Annotated in this window: 19 protein-coding genes; 12 read left to right on the plus strand and 7 right to left on the minus strand. The window is 72.1% G+C overall.

The annotated features are described in order from the left end of the window. Positions 1-26 precede the first annotated feature (26 nt). The 4 genes from BCAV_RS04625 (at position 27) to BCAV_RS04640 (ending at position 4,298) form a co-directional block, all read left to right on the plus strand. Positions 27-1,232, plus strand: a complete 1,206-nt coding sequence (locus BCAV_RS04625; RefSeq protein WP_043346592.1) for an ABC transporter substrate-binding protein — start codon at positions 27-29, stop codon at positions 1,230-1,232. Then, positions 1,232-2,191 (plus strand): carbohydrate ABC transporter permease, encoded by a 960-nt coding sequence (locus tag BCAV_RS04630; RefSeq protein WP_012725961.1) that lies wholly within the window; start codon positions 1,232-1,234, stop codon positions 2,189-2,191. Before BCAV_RS04625 ends, BCAV_RS04630 begins: the two co-directional genes overlap by 1 nt. Beyond that, positions 2,188-3,042 (plus strand): carbohydrate ABC transporter permease, encoded by an 855-nt coding sequence (locus tag BCAV_RS04635; RefSeq protein ID WP_012725962.1) that lies wholly within the window; start codon positions 2,188-2,190, stop codon positions 3,040-3,042. Before BCAV_RS04630 ends, BCAV_RS04635 begins: the two co-directional genes overlap by 4 nt. 146 nt (positions 3,043-3,188) lie before the next feature. Beyond that, positions 3,189-4,298 carry a helix-turn-helix transcriptional regulator gene (locus BCAV_RS04640; RefSeq protein ID WP_187292848.1) on the plus strand — a complete coding sequence of 370 codons (1,110 nt, stop codon included), beginning with the start codon at positions 3,189-3,191 and terminating at the stop codon, positions 4,296-4,298. Between the two features lie 3 nt (positions 4,299-4,301). Here the strand turns inward: BCAV_RS04640 and BCAV_RS04645 are convergent, their stop codons facing one another. The 4 genes from BCAV_RS04645 to BCAV_RS04660 form a co-directional block, all read right to left on the minus strand. Then, positions 4,302-5,501: a flavin-containing monooxygenase gene (locus BCAV_RS04645; protein WP_012725964.1), complete on the minus strand. Its 1,200-nt coding sequence runs from the start codon at positions 5,499-5,501 to the stop codon at positions 4,302-4,304. 123 nt (positions 5,502-5,624) lie between these two features. After that, positions 5,625-6,581, minus strand: a complete 957-nt coding sequence (locus tag BCAV_RS04650; protein WP_012725965.1) for an intradiol ring-cleavage dioxygenase — start codon at positions 6,579-6,581, stop codon at positions 5,625-5,627. Between the two features lie 93 nt (positions 6,582-6,674). Continuing rightward, positions 6,675-8,537 carry a glycosyltransferase family 2 protein gene (locus tag BCAV_RS21420; protein ID WP_050761636.1) on the minus strand — a complete coding sequence of 621 codons (1,863 nt, stop codon included), beginning with the start codon at positions 8,535-8,537 and terminating at the stop codon, positions 6,675-6,677. A gap of 89 nt (positions 8,538-8,626) precedes the next feature. Continuing rightward, positions 8,627-10,921, minus strand: coding sequence for an LLM class flavin-dependent oxidoreductase (locus BCAV_RS04660; RefSeq protein ID WP_012725967.1), 2,295 nt, complete (start codon positions 10,919-10,921; stop codon positions 8,627-8,629). A gap of 85 nt (positions 10,922-11,006) precedes the next feature. Here BCAV_RS04660 and BCAV_RS04665 point away from each other — a divergent pair, with 85 nt between their 5' ends. After that, positions 11,007-11,537 (plus strand): MarR family winged helix-turn-helix transcriptional regulator, encoded by a 531-nt coding sequence (locus BCAV_RS04665; protein ID WP_012725968.1) that lies wholly within the window; start codon positions 11,007-11,009, stop codon positions 11,535-11,537. A 4-nt stretch (positions 11,538-11,541) separates the two neighbouring features. On the opposite strand, the gene BCAV_RS21425 is transcribed toward BCAV_RS04665, so the two are convergent. Next, a complete protein-coding gene (locus BCAV_RS21425) occupies positions 11,542-12,111 on the minus strand; it encodes a TetR/AcrR family transcriptional regulator (RefSeq protein ID WP_083769948.1) in 570 nt (189 codons plus the stop codon). Between the two features lie 87 nt (positions 12,112-12,198). On the opposite strand from BCAV_RS21425, the gene BCAV_RS04675 reads away from it, so the two are divergent. The 5 genes from BCAV_RS04675 to BCAV_RS04695 all read left to right on the plus strand — a co-directional run bounded on the left by BCAV_RS04675 (position 12,199) and on the right by BCAV_RS04695 (position 15,672). Then, a complete protein-coding gene (locus tag BCAV_RS04675) occupies positions 12,199-13,203 on the plus strand; it encodes an aldo/keto reductase (RefSeq protein ID WP_012725970.1) in 1,005 nt (334 codons plus the stop codon). Between the two features lie 87 nt (positions 13,204-13,290). Next, the gene (locus tag BCAV_RS04680; RefSeq protein ID WP_012725971.1) at positions 13,291-13,677 is read left to right on the plus strand and encodes a nitroreductase family deazaflavin-dependent oxidoreductase; all 387 of its coding nucleotides are present in this window, start codon (positions 13,291-13,293) and stop codon (positions 13,675-13,677) included. A 42-nt stretch (positions 13,678-13,719) separates the two neighbouring features. Beyond that, complete coding sequence (locus BCAV_RS04685) at positions 13,720-14,379, plus strand: hypothetical protein (protein WP_043346600.1); 660 nt, start codon at positions 13,720-13,722, stop codon at positions 14,377-14,379. After that, the gene (locus BCAV_RS04690; RefSeq protein WP_012725973.1) at positions 14,376-14,606 is read left to right on the plus strand and encodes a DUF6186 family protein; all 231 of its coding nucleotides are present in this window, start codon (positions 14,376-14,378) and stop codon (positions 14,604-14,606) included. Before BCAV_RS04685 ends, BCAV_RS04690 begins: the two co-directional genes overlap by 4 nt. Before the next feature lie 10 nt (positions 14,607-14,616). After that, positions 14,617-15,672 carry an aminotransferase class V-fold PLP-dependent enzyme gene (locus tag BCAV_RS04695; RefSeq protein WP_012725974.1) on the plus strand — a complete coding sequence of 352 codons (1,056 nt, stop codon included), beginning with the start codon at positions 14,617-14,619 and terminating at the stop codon, positions 15,670-15,672. Between the two features lie 120 nt (positions 15,673-15,792). Here the strand turns inward: BCAV_RS04695 and BCAV_RS04700 are convergent, their stop codons facing one another. Further along, a complete protein-coding gene (locus BCAV_RS04700; RefSeq protein ID WP_012725975.1) occupies positions 15,793-16,833 on the minus strand; it encodes a glutathione S-transferase family protein in 1,041 nt (346 codons plus the stop codon). Positions 16,834-17,012: 179 nt separating this feature from the next. Between BCAV_RS04700 and BCAV_RS04705 the strand changes: the two genes are divergently transcribed. After that, positions 17,013-17,954 (plus strand): phytanoyl-CoA dioxygenase family protein, encoded by a 942-nt coding sequence (locus BCAV_RS04705; RefSeq protein ID WP_012725976.1) that lies wholly within the window; start codon positions 17,013-17,015, stop codon positions 17,952-17,954. Positions 17,955-17,965: 11 nt separating this feature from the next. After that, positions 17,966-18,835, plus strand: coding sequence for a helix-turn-helix transcriptional regulator (locus BCAV_RS21430; protein WP_012725977.1), 870 nt, complete (start codon positions 17,966-17,968; stop codon positions 18,833-18,835). Between the two features lie 24 nt (positions 18,836-18,859). Here the strand turns inward: BCAV_RS21430 and BCAV_RS04715 are convergent, their stop codons facing one another. Then, entirely contained in the window at positions 18,860-19,735 is an 876-nt protein-coding gene (locus tag BCAV_RS04715; protein WP_012725978.1) for an AraC family transcriptional regulator, read from the minus strand. Between the last annotated feature and the right edge of the window lie 38 nt (positions 19,736-19,773).

The raw sequence follows: 19,773 nt of genomic DNA on the forward strand, positions 1-19,773 counted from the left end.
CCGAAGCCGCCCCGACAGTCGGGCCCGTGCCCGATGCGGAACTGCGCATCGTCTGGTGGGGGGCGGAGGACCGGGCCGACGCGATCAACGCGGCGCTCGACGTGGTCACCGAGCGGGAGCCCGGCCTGACGTTCGTCAGCGAGTACAGCGGCTTCGACGGCTACTTCCCGAAGCTCACGACGCAGATCGCCGGCGGCAATGCCCCCGACATCGCTGCCGTGAACTTCGTCCCGGAACGCGTGGACTACGCGCAACGGGGCGCACTCCTGGACCTGACTCCGTACGTCGAGTCCGGGGCGCTGGATCTGTCCGGCTACGACGACGCGACGATCGACTACGGCCGCACCGGTGACGGGCTCTACGGCTTGCCAACCTCGATCTCGACCCAGGCGGTGCTCGTCAACACAGATGTCTTCGACGAATATGGGCTCGAGGTACCCGCGGACGACTGGACGTGGGACGAGTTCATCGCGTTGAGCAACGGGGTCACCGAGGCGACAGGCGGGGCCGTCCATGGCACGGAAGACGTCTCCGCGCTTCACTGGGTGTACGAGACCTGGTACTTCGGCAAGACGGGGGATCTCATCTACGAGGACGACTCGGGCGCCCGCACCGACGACGTCGAGGATGTCACCGAGTGGTTCGAGATGTGGGCCGATCTGCGTGAGAGCGGCGGAACCGTCCCCGCTGACGTCCAGGCAGCACACACGATCGGCGACTACCCGACGAGCCCGCTGGTGACGGGCGATGCGGCGATGAGCTTCCAGTTCACCTCCGCGGCATCCAGCTTCCGCCCACTGTCGCCGAGCCCGCTCGCCCTCGTCGCGCAGCCGTCCGCCGGCGACAACCCGCACCAGTACATCCGCCCGTCGACGATGTGGGCGATCACCGCTGACACCGCTCACCCGGACAGCGCGGTCGCGGCAGTGAACGTCCTCGTCAACGACGAGGACGCGCTCCTCGCCGTCGGGCTCAGCACAGGCATGCCTGCGTCGGCGAGGGCGCGGGAGGTGCTCGAGCCGACGCTCGCCCCGGAGGACGCCGAGGTCATCGACTTCGTGAGCCGCATCTCGGAGCTGCCGACGACCGCGGCGCCGTCCATCGTCCCCGGCGGTGCCCGTGACGTCGAGGACCTCTTCATCCGCATCGCTCAGGAGGTTTCGTTCGGGCAGCTCACGCCGGCGGAAGGCGCTCAGGCGTTCTTCGACGAGGCTGAGGGGCTCCTCGGCTGATGGTGTCGCTCTCGTCTGCCGCCCTGAGCGCACGGCTCGGAAGGCGAGGCGGACGCGTCCCGGCCGGCCGTCGTGTGGGACGGCATCCGGGAGCGGCGTTCACGCTCCTCTCGCCATGGCTGATCGGCATCGTGGGTCTCACGCTGGGGCCGATGATCGCCAGCCTCGTCCTCTCGTTCACCGACTACGACCTGCTCTCGGCCCCCACGTTCGTCGGAGGCGCGAACTATGCGCGGATGCTCGACGATCCGCGTCTCGCTCAGAGCCTGGGGGTCACGTCCACCTACGTCGCGATCGCCGTACCGCTGAAGACGACCTGCGCGTTGCTCATCGCCGTCGTGCTCGCCCGAGGCGTGCGGTTGATCGGCGTCTATCGTGCCGCGTTCTACCTGCCGTCCCTCCTCGGCGCGAGCGTCGCCATCGCGATCTTGTGGCGCTTGGTCTTCGGATCGGACGGGATCTTCAACGCCTTCCTGGGGATGTTCGGCGTCGAGGGCCAGAGCTGGGTCTCGACGCCGGACACCGCGCTCTTCACGCTCATCGCCCTGTCGGTGTGGCAGTTCGGAGGACCGATGGTGATCTTCCTGGCGGCCCTGCTGCAGGTGCCGGCGGAGCTGCAGGAGGCGGCAGCCATCGACGGCGCCGGTCCGGTCCGTCGCTTCGCGCGGATCACGGTGCCCCTCATCACACCGGTCATCTTCTTCAATCTCGTCCTTGAGATGATCAACTCGTTCCAGACCTTTACCCCGTCCTACATCATCAGCGGTGGCACGGGCGGACCCGCGGACTCGACCCTCCTGTATTCGCTCTACCTCTACCTGGAGGCGTTCACAAAGTTCCGGATGGGCTATGCGTCCGCGATGGCCTGGGTTCTGTTGCTCATCATCGGGCTCGTCACGGCGCTGCTGTTCTGGACGTCCAGGCGCTGGGTCTTCTATGCCGACTCGGGGGAGCGATGACCGACGCCAGCCCGTTGTACCGACCGACGGCTTGGCGGTGGATGCGCTATGTCGTACTGACCGCAGCTGCCCTGCTGCTGCTGTACCCGGTGCTGTGGATGGTCATGGCGAGCCTCAAGCCCGAGGACGAGATCTTCTCCCAGCCGGCGGCGCTGCCCGGATCGCTCGACTGGGCGAACTACGTCGAGGGGTGGACCGGCACCGGCCGATCGTTCGGCGTCTACCTGCTCAACTCGGCCCTCGTGTCCACGCTGTCCGTGGTGGGCAACGTGCTCGCCTGCTCGATGGCCGCGTACGTGTTCGCTCGACTTGACTTCCCGTTCAGACGCACACTCTTCGCCGTCATGCTCGTGACCATCATGCTGCCGTTCCAGGTCACGCTCATTCCGCAATACACCCTGTTCCGCGAGCTCGGGTGGTTGGACACGTACCTGCCCCTCGTGGTCCCGAAGTTCCTCGCGGTCGATGCGTTCTTCATCTTCCTCATGGTCCAGTTCATTCGAGGTATTCCACGCGAGCTCGACGAGGCGGCCCGCATCGACGGATGCGGGCCGATTCGCACGTTCCGGCGAGTGATTTTTCCCTTGTTGACGCCCGCCCTCGTCACGACGGCGATCTTCACGTTCATCTGGACCTTCGACGACTTCTTCGGTCAGCTCGTGTACATCAGCTCCCCCAGTCTGTTCACGGTGCCTCTGGGCCTGCGGGTCTTCATCGACACGACGGGACAGTCAGCATACGGACCGATGCTCGCGATGGCGGTGCTCGCCCTCATTCCGGTCGTCGTGTTCTTCCTGTTCTTCCAGAAGCGACTGGTCTCCGGGTTGGCCACCTCGGGGCTCAAGGGGTAGCCGGACGAGCGTCCGTGCGGCGACGGATCGCCTCCGGCGGAGCCGTGCTCAGTGCCGAGAGGCGGTCGTTCACCTGCTGCGTTGTTGGTTCCTCCGGCGTGGCCTCGTCCTTGCGGCCCATGGTGCCCGCGCGGATGATGGACGTCATGTCACGGCGCAGTGTCGCGCGCGGCGGACTGCAGGAGCGGGTGCGCCGCGTGTGCGTGCGGGCGCAGGAGCCCCTCGAGCTGCTCGAGAATGTCGCTTCGGAGGTCCACGCCGAGATCCCCTACGACGCCTCGGGCTGGATGATCGTCGACCCCGACACGATGCTCATCACCGGGATCTACGCCGAGAACGTCGAGCGTGAGCGCAATCTCGCGCTGGTCGAGTGCGAGCTGGCCGAGGACGACGTGAACAAGTTCTGGGAGATCGCGAGTCGCGAGTCGCCCGCGGCATCCCTGAGCTCGTCGACCGACGGTGACCTGCGGCGCAGCGTCCGGTGGCGGCGATGCTACGAGCCCGCCGGATACGGCGACGAGCTGCGTGCGGTATTCGCCTCGGCCGGCGCGGTATGGGGCAACGTCTGCATCAGCCGCCTGTCGGAGCGACAGGACTTCTCGCCGGACGAGGTCGATGTGGTAGCCCGGCTTGCCCCGCACATCGGCTCCGGGATTCGGGCGTGCATCCTCCTGGCAGAGACGGCCGACAGGCATCGCCCGGCGGGCGGGGGGACCGAGTCACAGCCCGGGCTCATGGTTGTGGCCGACGACGGCAGCGTTGAATCGATGACGCCGGAGGCCGCTCGCTGGGTCGGCTCGGTCGAGGACGAGGCGCTCGACACGTCCATCGTTCTGCACGAGGTCGTCCACCGCGCCAGGGCGCTGGCGGACGATGGAGACGCCGGGCCGCCGGCGTGCGCCCATGTGCGGGCGCGCTCCGGTGAGTGGATCGTCGTCCGCGGCGCCCGGCTCGCCGACCGGCCGGCCGGGAGGGGAGGGACCGCCCTCGTCCTCGAGCCGGCCAGGAGGTCCGACATCGCACCGATGCTGCTCCGGCTTCACCAGCTCACGCGGCGGGAGCAGGAGGTCACCCAGCTGCTGCTGCTGGGGATGGCGACCGGGGAGATCGCGCACCGGCTGTGGATCACTCCGGAGACGCTGCGCGGTCACGTGAAGGCGGTCTTCGCGAAGCTCGGGGTCGGCAGTCGGCCCGAGCTCGCCGCGCTGCTGTCCGCGCAGCCGGTGGTACGCGTTCCCGCGGCTGTGAGGCGGTGACGCTCACGCCACCGGCCGATCGTGCTCCGGGTCCAGCGGCGCGGTCCGGCGCGGCGGGGCGGACGTGGTGCCCCGGGCGATTCCCCGTGCGACACGTCGCGCCATCCGGCCGACGTACCCGGTGAGCCCGGGTCGGTAGACGTAGCCCACGAATCGCAGGCCCGGCGCGACCTCGGCGCCGGTTCGGTCGAGTGGCATCCCGTCAGGGTCGAGGACCCCCAGATGGCCGACGAGGTCGTCCAGCCCCGTGCGGTAGCCGGTCGCCAGGACGACTGCGGACACCCGGTGGTGCGACCCATCCGCAAGCTGCGCGCCGTCGGGTGTCAGTGAGCGGACAGCAGGGACCACCCGGACAGCACCCTGGCGGATCGCCTCCAGCGCCTCGTCGTCGACGATCGCCGTGCCGACCCCGCGGCGGCGAAGCTGCGTCATGGGTCCCTCGTCCGGGAGGGGAAGCCCGTACGGTGCGAGGTCGCCGATGACCCGGCGCCGCATCGCGAGCAGCAGCCGGTCGACCGGGGCCGCAGGTAGATGGAGAAAGAGCGGGACGGGGAGGTCGCCGGGGAGCCCGCCCATCTCGCGCAGCAGGAGGTTCGGCGGCGTGCGCACCGAGAGGAGTACGGCGCCGGCACCGGCGTGTGCGAGCTCATACGCGATTTCCAAGCCCGTCGACCCGGTGCCGACGACGAGGACCGGTCGTTCGGTGAGCTCGGCGGCGTTCCGGTACGCAGACGAGTGCAGCACAGGTCCCTCGAAGGGTGGCGACGTCGCCCACGCCGGGATCGCCGGCACGTTGAAGACTCCTGTGGCGACGACCACCTGGCGAGCCCGCCGAGCACCGTCGCCGGTTTCGAGGACCCAGCCGCCGCCGTCGTCGGTGTCGATGCTGCTCACGAGGCACCCGGTCTCCACCCGGATCCCCGCCGCTGCGGCGTAGGTCCGCAGGTATTCGACGTACTGGTCCCGTGAGGGGAACTGGCCGAACGAGCGCGGGAACGGCCTCCCGGGGAGGGCTGAGTAGCGGCGGCTCGTGTTGAATCGCAGCCCGTCGTACCGCGCAGCCCAGGCGGCCCCGATCACCGGACCGCGCTCGAGGACCGTGACCGCGACCCCGCGAGCGGCGAGGTGCGCCGCCGTGGCCAGTCCCGCCGGTCCGCTGCCGATCACCATGACGGTGTCGGAGTCCACGTCGTGCCCGCTCACGGTCCCTCCCGGTGTCGTCGCATCCAGCACCGAGCGTCGCGCCGGTGCTCCGCCGTCACCACCCCCCGATCGGGGGGTCTTCGCGGCGAGCAGGGACGGCCGGCCGAGCGGTTGGGCTCGCTCCTAGCGTCCGCCTGGCCCGCCCGACGGCGGCTCGCCGCCGGGTCCGCCGCCGGCCGGGGCGCTACCGCCGGTCGGCTGCGTCGTCGTGTCGACGCCGACAGTGAGGGCGACCGCGTAGCCACCGCTCACGTCGCCGGTGACGCTCGCGAGCTGGCTCGAGCCGCCGTCGTCGCCGAACACGTTGTCGCTGGTGAGCGTGACCTGCGCCAGGTTCGCCACCGACCGGTCGTAGCCGCTGGTCGCGTAGACCGCCTCGCACACGTCCTGGGGGAGGGCCACCTGCGAGGTGGCGACGGCCGAGGCCGAGTCGGTGATGCTCGCCTGGTCGGGGTAGACCTCGAAGTGAATGTGCGGCCAGCGTCCGGAGTAGCAGGCGGGGAAGATGCTCGTGAACCGCACGACGCCGTCGTCGTCGGCGATCTGCACCCCGCGCAGGTAGTTCTCCCCGGTGATGCCGTCCGTGTACATCGAGTAGCCGCCTTCGCGTGTGCAGTGCCACACGTACACCGCCACGCCGGCGAACGGCACGCCGCCACCGGCCAGGTCGACGACCGTGAGCTGGAGGTCCATCGGCACGCCCTCGGCCGTGCCGCTCGCTGTCCCGAAGCTGGACCGGATGTCGCTGCGCACGATGCCGCTCTGCTCGAGGACGTCGGGGCCGTTGGAGCCGTCGCCGGGGTAGGGGCCGGCGGTCTCGTCCGGGACCTCGGTGAGGGTGGAGGAGGCGCTCGGCGACGGCGTCCCGGACGAGGTCGGCGAGGCGGGGCTCTCAGGGTCGACGCCGCACGCCGCGAGCCCGAGGCCAGCTGCTCCGACCCCGAGGATCGACAGCATGCCGCGCCGCGTCAGGAGCGTGCCGATGTCGAAGCCGAGCCCCTGATCGACGACCTCCTCGTCCGGTCTCGGAAGTCGTCGGCCCTCGAAGACGGGTTCGAGGTCGCGGTGCTCCTGCTGCATGGGTGTCCTCCCGGGCGTGCTCCAGATGTACGACGGGAGGTTCGCCGACGCCGCTGGGCGCCGGACGAACGAGCGCTGGACGTTTCCTGATCTCTACCGTGCCAGGGGCTCGTGATCGAGGGAAGTGCCCGCCGCAGGGAGATCTCGCTGCGACCAGGTGGCGTCGTCGATCAGGAGCGGATCGCTCACGGGCGGTGCCGGCAGAGCCACGCCGGCGCCGGGGCGCGACGGGACCTCCGCATCGCGGCGTCGTCCATGCCGGCGTTCGACGGCGCCGAGCACCCGGCCGTCGGCGTCGCCGTAGAAGTACCCGAGCCAGGCGACGGCGGTGGCCAGCGCCGCTGCACCGAGCGCGGGCCACCAGAGGGCGTGGACGGCGAACACCACCGCCCAGGTGAGCTGGTACGCCGCGAAGAATGCCTCGGCGAGGACGTACGGCGCGTGGATGCGCACCGGCGACCTGCGCGCGGTGGCCGGCCCGCCGGCCTCGCCGCCGACCGACGCCGTCTTCGGCGTCCGCTCGAACTCGCTGTGCAAGGGACCGAGCCAGCCCTCGACGAACGCGCTGAACTGGTGCGGGAGCATCGCCGTCGCGATGCCCGCGTACGGAACCGCCCGAGCGAGCCGCCGGACCACGGCCCGCGCGTGGGGCGTCCCGCCGTCGCCGTCGCGGGTCTCGACGGACGCGAGGACGGCGCACGTCACCAGCCACACCGTGGGCGGCAGCAGGTAGCCGATCACGCCGTGCGGAACGCCGAGGACGCCGACCCACAGGTCCAGGTGGATGAGGACGGGCAGCATCAGCACCCACGTCGCCCACGCGGGCCACTGCCACGGGATGAGCATGTGGTAGACGAGGTGGAGGTGCCGGGCGGGCGTCGTCCGGAACGTTGTGACCAACGTCCGGAGGTGGAGCCGCTGGACCTGCGCCCAGCCCTGGGTCCACCTCTTCTGCTGGGCCTTGTACGCCGTGAACGTGGCCGGCAGCTCCGCCGGAGCGACCACCTCCTTGACGAACGTCGTGCGGTACCCGGCGAAGAGGTGCCGGAAGCTCAGCTCGCAGTCCTCGACGAGACTCGCCGCGCGCCAGCCGCCGACCGCCTCGATGCTCGATGCGCGCCACACCCCCGCGGTCCCCGTGAAGTTGACGAACTGCCACCTGGCGGACCGCCACGACATCTGGAGCACGTGGTGGTCGTCGACCCACAGCGACTGCGCCCGCGTGAGCGCCGACTCGTCGTCGTTGAGGTGCCCCCAGCGCGCCTGGACGAGGGCCAGCCCGTCGTCCGGTTCCCCGGACGGGCGGTAGAAGTGCTCCACGGTGCGCCGGAGGAAGTCGCCTGGCGGGACGAAGTCGGCGTCGAAGATCGCCAGCAGCTCGGCGCCCGTCCGCGCGCGTCCCTCCTCGAGCGCGCCCGCCTTGTACCCGTGTCTCTCCGCCCGGCGCAGTACGGTGCACGTCACGCCGGACGCGGCGACGTCGGCGCACGCCTGGTCGACGACCGCCCGCGCGTCGGGGTCCGTCGAGTCGTCGAGGACCTGGATCTCCAGGCGGTCGGCTGGCCAGTCCAGCGCCGCGGCCGCAAGGATCGCGCGCCGTGCCACCGCGAGCTCGTTGAACATCGGCAGCTGTACGCAGACGCTCGGCAGCAGGTCGGGGAGCCGACCGGCACGCCGCGGTGCGCGACCCGCCCGGAGGTAGCCGAGGCGTTCGACCATCCCGCCCGCGAGGAAGAGCACGATGACTCCGAACGGCAGGTGGCCCAGCGTCCCGAGCGCCCACCACGCCGCACTCCCGGGCTCCGGTGCGACGAGAACACCCCCGAGAGCCAGGGCGGACGCCGTGAGGAACACCGCCCCGGTGGCCAGGCAGACGCTCCACCACGGCGGACGCCACCCGGAACCGGCGCGAGCGGTGGGTGCGTCGCTGGCGCGGGTGCTCCGGGTGCTCGTCACGTCGGCGACGCTAGGTCGAGCCGATGAACCGGGGATGACGCCGGGATGAGAGTCCTCTCATGCCCGGCGCACGACAGACGCCCTCGTGCTCAGGCGGCGTCGTCGTCGGAGATGGCGAGCGGCGGGATCGGGAAGTTGGTGCCGAACACCTCGTCCGGGTCGACGTGGGCCTTGAGGCGGCGCAGCCGGGTCAGGGTGGGCTCCGGGAACGCGGCGGCCAGCACCTCCGGTCCGGTGCCGGTCTCGAAGCTCAGGTACATGCCGTCGAACGCCGTCGCGACCTCGGCCCAGTGCTCCCGGGCGCGCCCGACGAGGGCAGGCGACAGGGTCGCGTTCAGCGAGAACGCGGCCGAGCGGTGCGCATACGCGGTCGCGTCGGGGGCGACGTCGGCGACGGCGCCTCCGACGGCGCGCAGCTGCACGAAGAACGCCTCGCCGGCAGCGAGCATGGCCGCGAGCCGCTCGGCGGTGGTCGCATCGACCGTCGGGAGGAACCCGCTCCGCATCTCCGCCGAGCTCGAGCCCTGATGGTGGTGCTCCCGCGCGGCCGGGACGAGCGCCGCGTACGGCGCGACCTGTGCACGCCGGTCGAGCACCGGCGCGAGGTCGAGGAAGGGTGCGAGCGCCGCCTGGGCGGCATCGACGTCGTCGTCCGCCCACACCACCATCGCGAGCGCCATCGGCGGCTGGCCGGCGCGCCCCGGGAACAGGGTGAGGAAGCTGGTGAGCTCACGCGGGGCGTTCTCGACGGCGGAGCCCCAGCCCTCCAGGAGCGGCGCGGCGTCCGAGGCGTCGAACAGGAACTGGCCGAGGACGACGTCGCCCACCTCGTCGGCGACGAACTCGAACCTCGTCACGATGCCGAAGTTCGCGCCGGCGCCGCGGATGCCCCAGAACAGCTCAGGGTCGTGCGTGGCGTCGACGTGCCGGACGGTGCCGTCGGCCAGCACGACCTCCGCGGCGACCAGGTGGTCGATGGTCAGGCCGTGCGCCCGCCCGAGGAATCCGATCCCACCGGTCGTCGCGAGCCCGCCCACGCCGACGTCGCCCGAGTCGCCCGAGCTCAGCGCGAGGCCGTGCGGCGTGAGCTCCGCGGCGACGTCGCCCCAGCGGGCGCCCGGCTCGACCAGCACGCGTCGCGTCGCGCGGTCGAGCAGCTCCACCCCGTTCATCGCTCCGAGGTCGACGACGATCCCGCCGTCGTTCGTCGAGCGGCCGCTGATGCCGTGCCCGCCGCTGCGCACGGCGATCGGCACGTCCTGGCGACGGGCGTACGCGACGGCTGCGACGACGTCGTCGGTCGTTCGCGGCCGCAGCACGAGGCCCGGCGCGCCGGAGTGCACGTAGGTGTGACGGACGCTGCCGTACGCGCGATCACCGGGCTCGACGGCGTCGGGCGCCAGGGCTACCGGCACGCCGTCGTAGTCGATCCCCGGGCGGCGGAGCTCGAGCGCGCGCGGGGGGCGGACGCGGCCGGTCGCCGTCCCGGCGGTGCGGCGCTCGGCCGCGACGGCCTCGCGCAGCGCCGGAGCGACCTCCTGTCCGAACCGCGCGAACGTCTCGGGGTCGTCGCCACCGAGGATGAACGCGCTGAAGCCGTGCTCGAGGACGTACGGGAGCAGGTCGTCCACCCACTGCTCGGCCGGACCCTCGAGGAAGCCACGGCCCAGCGTCGCGAACCGGCCGCCGAACAGGTTGAGGAGCCGGCGGATCTCGCGCGGATCGCGCCCGGCCTCCGCGGCGGCGTCGTCGATCGTGGCGTTGGCGGGGGCGATGCCCTGCTCGGTCAGGTAGCTGAGCGACGGGAGCCAGCCGTCCGCCTGCCGGCCGACGAGTCGCAGCATCCGCGGCTTGAGAGCCCCGACCCAGATCGGGATGTCGTGGGCGGGCGCCGGGCCGCGCTTCGCGCCCTCGACGCGATGGAACTCACCGGGCACGCGCGCGCCACCCCGGGTGTCGGCGTCCCATAGCTTACGGATGATCTCGATGGCCTCGCCGAGGGCGTCGACGCTCTGGCCAGGCGTCAGGCGGTCGCCGCCCATCGCGACGATCGGGTCCCAGAAGCCGCCCGCGCCGAGCGCCAGGTCGACCCGCCCCCCGGAGAGCCGGTCGAGGCTCGCAGCGGCGCGCGCGAGCACCGCCGGCTGGCGCAAGGGCACGTTGAGCACGTTGCCGGCGACCCGCAGCGTCGTCGTCCGTGCCGCGACCCAGCTCAGCAGCGTCCAGGTGTCGAGGAACTGCGGGTTGTACGGGTGGTCCTGGAACGTGGCGAGATCCAGCCCCGCCGACTCGGTCAGCTCCGCGAGCTGCACGACCCGCTCGGGGTCGTCCGCCGTCGGCGTGATGAACGTGCCGAACAGCAGATCGTGGCCGTAGTCGGGCATCAGGGGCTCCTCGCCAGAGTGGGTACGCAGATAGTATGCATGACAACTCATATTGGGCGCCGACGATTCCGGGTAGAGTGGGTCGATGACCGCAACCCCGCCCCTCGCCTCGGCGTCAGGCGCCTCGGCGACGACGCCGCCGGCCGAGCCGGTGAACCTCGGATGGTCGCTGGCGATGGTTCTGCGCAGCTGGCAGGAGCACGCGGATCACGCCGTCGCCGACGTCCCCCACGGCACCCGCGGCTTCCACGTGCTGTGCGTGGTCACGAGCGGCGAACCGCCCACCCAGGTCGCCCTCGCCGCGGCGCTCGCCATCGACCGCACGGTCATGACCTACCTCCTCGACGACCTGGAGTCCGCCGGGCTCGTCGAACGGCGCGCCGACCCGCGTGACCGACGGGCGCGCCGCATCGCGCCGACCGCCCACGGGCGCCGCGTGCTGGCCGCCGCGCGCCGACGTGTGCAGGCCGCCGAGGAGGTCGTGCTCGGCGGGATCTCCCCGGCGGACCGGGCCGCCCTGCGCGAGGCCCTCGGCGCCGCATCGCTGGCGATCCGTGCCGCCGCGCCGGGCACCGAGCCGTGCCTCGCCGTCGAGAGCGTGCTGCCGTCCCGGTGAGGGCTCAGCTCTCCTGGGCGGCAGCGCCGTCCAGGAACAGCGCCGTGGTCGTGGCGCTCGCGTCCTCGACGCCGAGGCCCTGCTCCAGGACGAGGCGGAGGCCCAGCTCGAGCATGCCGGTGAAGAGAGTGACCACGGCCTGCGCCGGCAGGTCTCGCCTGAGCGTGCCGTCGGCGACGCCGCGTTCGAGGAGGGCGCGGACGGGCGTCACGACACGAGTCTCCAGGTCGACGGGGTCCTTCCAGTCCTCGCGGCCGATGCGGGCGAGCGCCGCCCAGGTGGCCCCAGCGGTGACGAAGGCTCGGACGGTGCGCGCGACGGCCTCCCGGACCGGGACCTGGTCGAGAGCGGCCGCGTCGATCCTGCCCGCGAGGTCGTCGATCGCCGCCGAGCTGAGACCGCGGACCAGCGCCTCCCGGGTAGGGAAGTAGCGGTACAGCGTGGCGCGACCGACTCCGGCCGACGCCGCGATCTGGGCCATGCTCGCGGAGTCGCCCTCCTCCGCGAGCAGCGTGGCAGCAGCGTCGAGGATGCTCGCGCTCACGCGGTCGCGCATCATCGGGCTTCTGGCCATCGCTCGATGGTACGCGATGCCCCAAGGCTAGACATGGACGCCTTGATTTGAGACTGTGATGTCTCACATCGGCGACAGGGAGGCATCATGCGGTCACGACCACTCGGATCGACCTCGACGGAGATCAGCCCCATCGGGCTCGGCTGCATGCAGTTCGCGGGCCCGGGGATGAGCACGGGCTTCTACCAGCCGCTCGCGCAGGAGACCGTCACATCCATCGTCAGGACGTCGCTCGAGGGCGGCGTCACGTGGTTCGACACGGCGGAGATGTACGGCCGCGGACACTCCGAGCGGGCCCTGTCGACCGCGCTGCACTCTCTCGACGTGGCGCCGGGCGACGTCGTCGTCGCCTCCAAGTGGACACCGATCGGACGTCCGGCGTCGAGCATCGTCCGCACGATCGGGGCGCGGCGCGCATCGCTGGCGCCGTATCCGCTCGACCTGCACCAGATCCACATGGCCCACGGCTCCCTGTCGACCCAGCGCCGGCAGGTCGAGGCCATGGCGGCTCTGCAGACGGCGGGCCGGATCGGCGCCGTCGGCGTCAGCGGCTTCTCGGCGGCCCAGATGGAGCGGGCCGACGCCGTGCTGCGTGGCCACGGTCTGCGGCTCGCCTCGAACCAGGTCGAGATCAGCCTGCTGCGGCGTTCGATCGAGACGAACGGCGTGCTGGCGGCGGCCCGGCGGCTCGGTGTCACGCTGATCGCGTTCTCGCCGCTGAAGAGCGGCTTCCTGACGGGCAAGTTCCACGACGACCCCGCCAGGGCCGCCTCGCTGCCCTGGCCGCGCCGCACGCTCGGTCGCTTCACTCGGGCGAACCTCGACCGCACTCGTCCGCTGATCGACGAGCAGAGGGCGATCGGCCGCGCTCACGGGGTGGGTGCGGCCCAGGTGGCACTGTCCTGGCTCATCCGGTTCTACGGCGACACGGTCGTCGCGATCCCCGGCGCGTCGAGACCCAGGCATGCCGCGGAGAGTGTCGAGGCGATGCACGTCCAGCTGACGGACCGAGAGCTGGAACGGCTCGACGCTGTGTCGCGGCCGTTCGCACGCGGTGCCCGATCGCCTGACGCGACCGCAGCACTTCGGTGACGGCGCCGTCGGCGGCAGGCGCCGTCGTCGTCCGTCCTCCTCCGGTTCGCTAGCGTGGGACTCCCCGGAGGAGAGCGAGCTCGAGCCATGGTCCTGTCGCGGCGCGTCGCCGAGCTCAACAAGAAGGCGCTCAACCGGGTCATGGTGCACGTGGCGCCGCGACTGCCCGGCTTCGCCGTCCTGCACCACCGGGGGCGGACATCCGGAGCGCGCTACGACCTGCCGATCAACGTGTTCGTGCGCGGCGACCGGTACGTCTTCGCGCTCACCTACGGGTCCGACACCGACTGGCTGAAGAACGTGCTCGCCCAGGGCGGCGCCGCGATCACCACGCGCGGCCGCGTCGTGGCACTCACCAGGCCTCGTGTGTACACGGACGTCGAGCGGCGTGACGTCCCCGCGGTACCACGCTGGATCCTCGGCCGGGTGGGAGTGACCGAGTTCCTCGAGATGTGGCGGGTCCCGACGGCCTGAGCCGGTCGGGCGCCCGCCAGCGACCACTCCTACGATGACGGGGTGGAGGGTCCGGCCGCCGTCGGGTCCGGCCCGCGACCGCGCCGCCGGGCGGACCACCGCGCGCGAGGTACCGGCGGCTCGGCGACCCGCGTCGCGACCGGGGTGTGCCTCGGCATCCTGGTGACCATCGCGCTCACGCAGGTGCTGCGGCCCTCCCCGCGCGACGCCGCGCTCTTCGCCGTCGTGGCCGCCGTGCTCGTGGTGGACCGCATCCGCCCCGTCCGCCTGGCCGTGCTGCCGTTCCCACGGGCCGCCGTCGTCGTCGTGCTGGGTCTGGCGATCTGGCCGGCGCTCGCGCTCGGCGAGCGGTACGGGGCCGTGGACGTGGTGCTGCTGTCCGCCGTCGGGATCGCCGCGTTCCTCGTGACGTGGCGCCGCGAGGACGACCTCGACGCCGCGATCCTCCGCCTCCCCGACGCGCGCCGCGCCGCGGTGGGCCGGGCCGCGCGCGGGTGGGCCGCCGTCGTCGTCTGCCTCGGGCTGTGGGAGCTGACGGCCTTCACCGTCATCCGCCGCTCGGCGCCCGGCGGCGACGTGCCGCCGTCGATCAGCGACGTGCTCTCCCCGGTGTTCGACTCCGCGGCCGGGCGTGCCGTGCTCGTGGGTGCGTGGCTGCTCGCCGGCTACGCGCTGCTGCGCCGAGCGGGGGAGCGTCGATGAGCGCGGGCGCCGGCGTGCTCGTGGCCGGGTACGCCGTGCTGGCGGCAGCAGCCGTGGTGCTGGCGTGGGTGGGACGACGGCGCCCGGACCGTGTCGCGCCGGCCGGTGAGCTGCTCGACGTGCTCCTCGCCAGCCGGGCGGCGCGCGTGCTGCTCGTCGTGTTCTGGTGGTGGCTCGGCTGGCACTTCCTCGTGGGGCCGACGCTCGACACCCGGATCACCTCCTAGTCTCGGACCCGTGACGAGCTGGCCCTGGGCGCGGGAGTTCGCCCCCGAGACGACCTACCTCAACACCGCATCGATGGGGCTGCCGCCGGCCCGGACGACGGCGGCGCTCTCCGAGTCGCTCGAACGCTGGCGGCTCGGGCGTGCGCAGGCGGCCGACTACGACGCCGTCGTCGAGGAGTGTCGACGCGCCTACGCCACGCTGCTCGGCGTCGACGCCCGCACCGTCGCGATCGGCAGCCAGGCCTCGGCGATGGCCGGGCTCGTCGCGGCCTCGCTGCCCGGCTCGGCGCGCGTGCTCGTGGCGGCCGGCGACTTCACGTCCGTCACGTTCCCGTTCTTCGCCCAGGCGCCCCGCGGGATCGACGTGCGCGAGGTGCCCCTCGACCGGCTGGCTGACGCCGTCGAACCGGGCGTCGCGCTCGTCGCCGTGTCGGCCGTCCAGTCGGCGGACGGCGCACTGCTGGACCTCGACCGCCTCCGCCGCGCGTGTCGCGCCGTGGGCGCGGAGATCCTGCTGGACCTCACGCAGGCCGCCGGCTGGTGGCGCGGCGACGTCACCGATGTCGCCTACACGGTCTGCTCGGGATACAAGTGGCTCCTCGCGCCCCGGGGCACGGGGTACCTGACCGTCCGCGCCGACCTGACGGACGCCGTCGTCCCGCACCAGGCAGGCTGGTTCGCCGGCGAGGACCGGTGGTCGTCGATCTACGGCGCGCCGTTGCGGCTCGCTGCCGATGCCCGCCGGTTCGACGTGTCGCCGGCGTGGCACTCGTGGGTCGGGGCCGCGGCGTCGCTGGAGGTGCTGGCGGAGATCGGCCCGGCGGCGCGGCACTCCCACGCGACCGGGCTCGCCGCGCGGTTCTGCGCCGGCCTGGGCGTGGCTCACGACGGGTCGGCGATCGTGTCGGTGACGGTGGACGACGACGGCGTGGCGGCCCTCGCGGCGGCGGACGTCGTCGTCGCGGCACGAGCCGGACGGACCCGGTTCTCGTTCTACGTCAACAACACGGAGGCCGACGTCGACCGGGCTCTCGACGTCCTGGACGGCCACGTCCTCCCCGACTGACTCGCGAGAGGTTTTCTGCGCGACCGCGAGAGGATCTCTGCGCAGAGATCCTCTCGCGGTCGCGCAGAAAACCTCTCGCGGTCGCGCAGAAAACCTCTCGCGAAGGGGGAGTGGGGTCGGTCAGGGCGGGGGGAGGGGCGAGTGGTCGGGCGGCACGCGCTCGGACTCCGGCGGCGGAGGCGGCGGCGTGCCGTCGCCGAACGGGCGCCCGCCGAGCTCCTCGCGGAAGTGCGGCAGCAGCCAGCTCGCGAGGTCCGGCCCGGCGGGGACGATCTGCGTCGGGTTGATGTCCTCGTGCACCACGTAGTAGTGCTCCTTGATCTGCGCGACGTCGATCGTGTCGCCGAACCCCGGCGTCGTGAACAGGTCGCGGGCGTACGCCCAGAGCACCGGCATCTCCGAGAGCTTCTCCCGGTTGCACTTGAAGTGGCCGTGGTACACGGCGTCGAACCGCGCAAGCGTCGTGAAGAGCCGCACGTCCGCCTCGGTGATCGTGTCGCCCACCAGGTAGCGCTGCTCCGCCAGGCGCTCCGAGAGCCAGTCGAGCGCGTCGAAGAGGCGCGCGTAGGCGCGGTCGTACGCCCGCTGCGACCCGGCGAACCCGCAGCGGTAGACGCCGTTGTTGACGTCGCGGAACACGCGGGCGTTCACGGCGTCGATCTCGTCGCGGAGTGCCTCGGGGTACAGCTCCGGGGCGCCCTCGCGGTGGAAGGCGGTCCACTCGAGCTCGAGGTCGAGCGTCATCTGGGCGTAGTCGTTCGTGACGACGGCGCCGCTCGGCACGTCCACGATCGCCGGCACGGTGATCCCGCGCGGGTAGCCCGGGAAGCGCCGGAAGTACGCCTCCTGGAGCCGCTCGATCCCGAGCACCGGGTCCCGCGCGCCGGGGTCGAGGTCGAAGGTCCAGCTGCGCGCGTCGTGCACCGGGCCGCACAGCCCGAGCGAGAGCGCGTCCTCGAGGCCGAGCAGCCGACGCACGATGACCACGCGGTTCGCCCACGGGCACGCCCTCGCCGCGACGAGCCGGTAGCGCCCCGCCTCGACGGGGAAGCCGTCCCGCCCGTCTGCGGTGATCCGCGTGGTGATGTAGGTGGTGTCGCGGCTGAACTCCTCGCCGGCCGTGACGTAGCTGCCCTGCGTCGAGTGCGCCTGCTCGGTCATCGGAGGCCTTCCTTGCCGCGTCGCGCGTGCGCACGCCCGCCAGGCGTGCTTCGTTCACCTTAGGTCTGCGCGCGGATGTGCGCGGATCGTCCAGGTGATGCGCTCCCGGTGCATGGTCGCGGCGCCGGGTCTGCCCCACAGTGGAGGCGAAGGTCCCACCGACGAGGGGAACGCCGACGATGACGACGACGAGCGCCACGAACCCGACTGTCGAGCTGGTCGACTCCAGCCCGCTGCTCGGAGACCCCGCGGCTCTGCGCGAGCGGGCTGACGAGCACGGCTACCTGTTCTTCCGGGGGCTCCTGGACCGCGACCGCGTACTGGGGCTGCGCCGCCAGATGATGGACGTCATCGGCTCCTACGGGTGGCTCGCGGACGGGACGGACCCGATGGACGGCATCGCTGATGTCGCCGCCTTCGAGAAGGTGCCACCGGCGGAGGCCGGCTTCTGCGGGACGGGGGTGCCGCTCGCCGCCTACCAGGACATCAACCGCCTGCAGGAGTTCCACTCGATCGGGCACGACCCCGCGCTCCTGGACCTGTACGCCGGGCTGCTCGGCGGCACGGTGATCCGGCACCCCATGTCGATCGCGCGGATCATGATCCCGAGCGCGCAGATGCCACCGACGCCGGCGCACCAGGACTTCATCCACATCCAGGGCAGCAAGAACGTGTGGACGGCATGGTTCCCGCTCGGCGACTGCCCCGTGGAGCTCGGCGGGCTGAGCGTGCTCGTGGGGTCGCAGGCGGACGGGCTGCTCACGTACCACGCCGCGGCCGGTCCGGGCGAGCTCGAGGCGTACATCTGCTCCTCCGGCTACCCGTGGGCGGTGACGGACTTCCGAGCCGGCGACGTCCTGACGTTCTCGAGCCTGACCGTGCACCGCGGGACCCGCAACGTCGACGGGGAGCGGGTCCGGCTGTCCCTCGACCTGCGGTATCAGCGCGTGGACGAGCCGATGACGCCGGGCAACCTCACGACCCACTGCAAGGTGCTGCCCTGGGAGGACGTGTACCGCGACTGGAAGGGCGACGAGCTGCAGTACTACTGGCGCGAGCACGAGCTGCTCATGACCGAGTGGTCCGAGGAGCTGCGCTGGCAGAAGCACAAGATCTGTTGACACGATGAGGTGTGGCCGACCTGGAGGACGCGACGGCGTTCCCGCTCGTCGCGTTCGCCTCGACGGTGCAGTTCGCGCCGGGTGAGCGTCCGGCGTTCCCGCGGGTCTCGTCCCGGATGATCCTGGCCTCCGCCGGCGGTGCCGGCCGGGTGGAGGTCGACGGGACGCTCCTGGACGTCGTCCCCGGCACGATCCTCGTCCTGCCCTGGAACCACGCGGTGCGGTACCTGCCCGACCCGGACGACCCGTACGTCGTGTACGGCGCGCACCTGATCCCGCACCACGACGCCGACGTCCCGGTCGAGCTCGCCGTCCCTCACGACGGTGCCCACCCGTTGTCGGGGGCGTCCTGGCGGTCGGACGCCGTGCTCGGCATCGGGTCGGGTCTCGTGGTGACCGACGACGGCGCCCGGCCCGTCCTCATGACGCTCGCGAAGCTGGTGGCGCAGGTGTGGGACCGCGGCGAGCCGAGCGTCGACGTCGCGCGGGCGCTCGGCGTGCTGCTCGTGGCGGAGCTCGACGCCAGGGGCGTCCTGCCGCAGCACGACCGGGACCTGCCCCTGCGCCTGCGGCGTGCGCTGACCTGGATCACCGCCGACCTGAGCCGCGAGATCGGGCTCCCCGAGCTGGCCGCTGCCGCCGACTGCAGTCCGTCCACGGTCACGCGCCTCTTCCGCACCCACCTGGGCTGCTCGCCGATGTCGTGGGTGCTGGACCGGCGCATGGACGAGGCGCGCCGGCTGCTGTCCACGACGACGCTCCCGGTGCAGCAGGTGGCGCGGCGGGTGGGTGTGGCCGACGGGTTCTACTTCTCCCGGGTGTTCCACCAGCGGACCGGGCTCTCGCCCACGCAGTGGCGGGAGCGCCGGAGCGCGCCGTGACGGGGTCGCCGGCCGCGCGGCCGCTCAGAGGCCGTCGCGGTGGAACGCGCGCCGGTACTCGGTGGGGCTGACCCCGGCCACCCGCCGGAACTGCCGGGAGAAGTAGAACGCATCCGGGTAGCCGACGGTCGTGGCGACCTCCGCCACCGTCCGGTCCGACGTGAGCAGGAGCTCGCGGGCGCGCGACATCCGCAGGCGCTTCACGTACTCGCTGACGCCGCTCCCGGTGGCCGCCCGGAAGAGCGCGGCGAAGTGCGACGTCGACAGCCCGGCGATCCGCGCCAGCTCGGGCACGCTCACCGGCAGGTGGAAGTGGAGGCGCAGGTACTCCTGGGCGGCACGCACGGGCTCCGCCTGGTCGGCGCCGCCGGACAGGTGGTCGGCCGTGAGCTGGGCGAGCACCGACCACGCCGCCCCGGCCGCCGTCACGAGGCTGGGCAGGGTCTCGTCCTGCTCCATCGCGCGGACGACGTCCTCGATGCCACCCGTGGCGCGGAACACGTCGTGCACCCCGACGACGCGCGCGGCGTTCGTGCAGACCATGGCCTCGAGGAAGGGCGTCACGTCCTCCCCGACGGCGTGGAACCACCAGATCGTCCAGGGCTGATGCATGTCGGCCCAGTACAGGTGCGGGAGGCCCGGCGGGATGACGAGCACCTGTCCGGCGCCGACCTCCGTGACGCGACCACCGGCCTCGCAGCGGCCGACGCCGTCGGTGCACAGGATGACGACGGCTTCCCGGGTGCCGCGCGTGCGCCGTCGTCCATGGTTCATTGCGTGCGGAAAGTACCCGGCGTCGGTGACGAGGAGCCGCGACGTCGGGGGTCGCCCCAGCGCGGTGTGCACGAGGGGACGCGGGAGCACTCGGAGACGCTGGCCGGGGAAGCCGTCAGGCAGCATGCCGTCATCGTGGCACGGTGCCCGAGGCCCGTCGATCA

The organism is Beutenbergia cavernae DSM 12333, assembly GCF_000023105.1.
GTDB classification, from domain to species: domain Bacteria; phylum Actinomycetota; class Actinomycetes; order Actinomycetales; family Beutenbergiaceae; genus Beutenbergia; species Beutenbergia cavernae.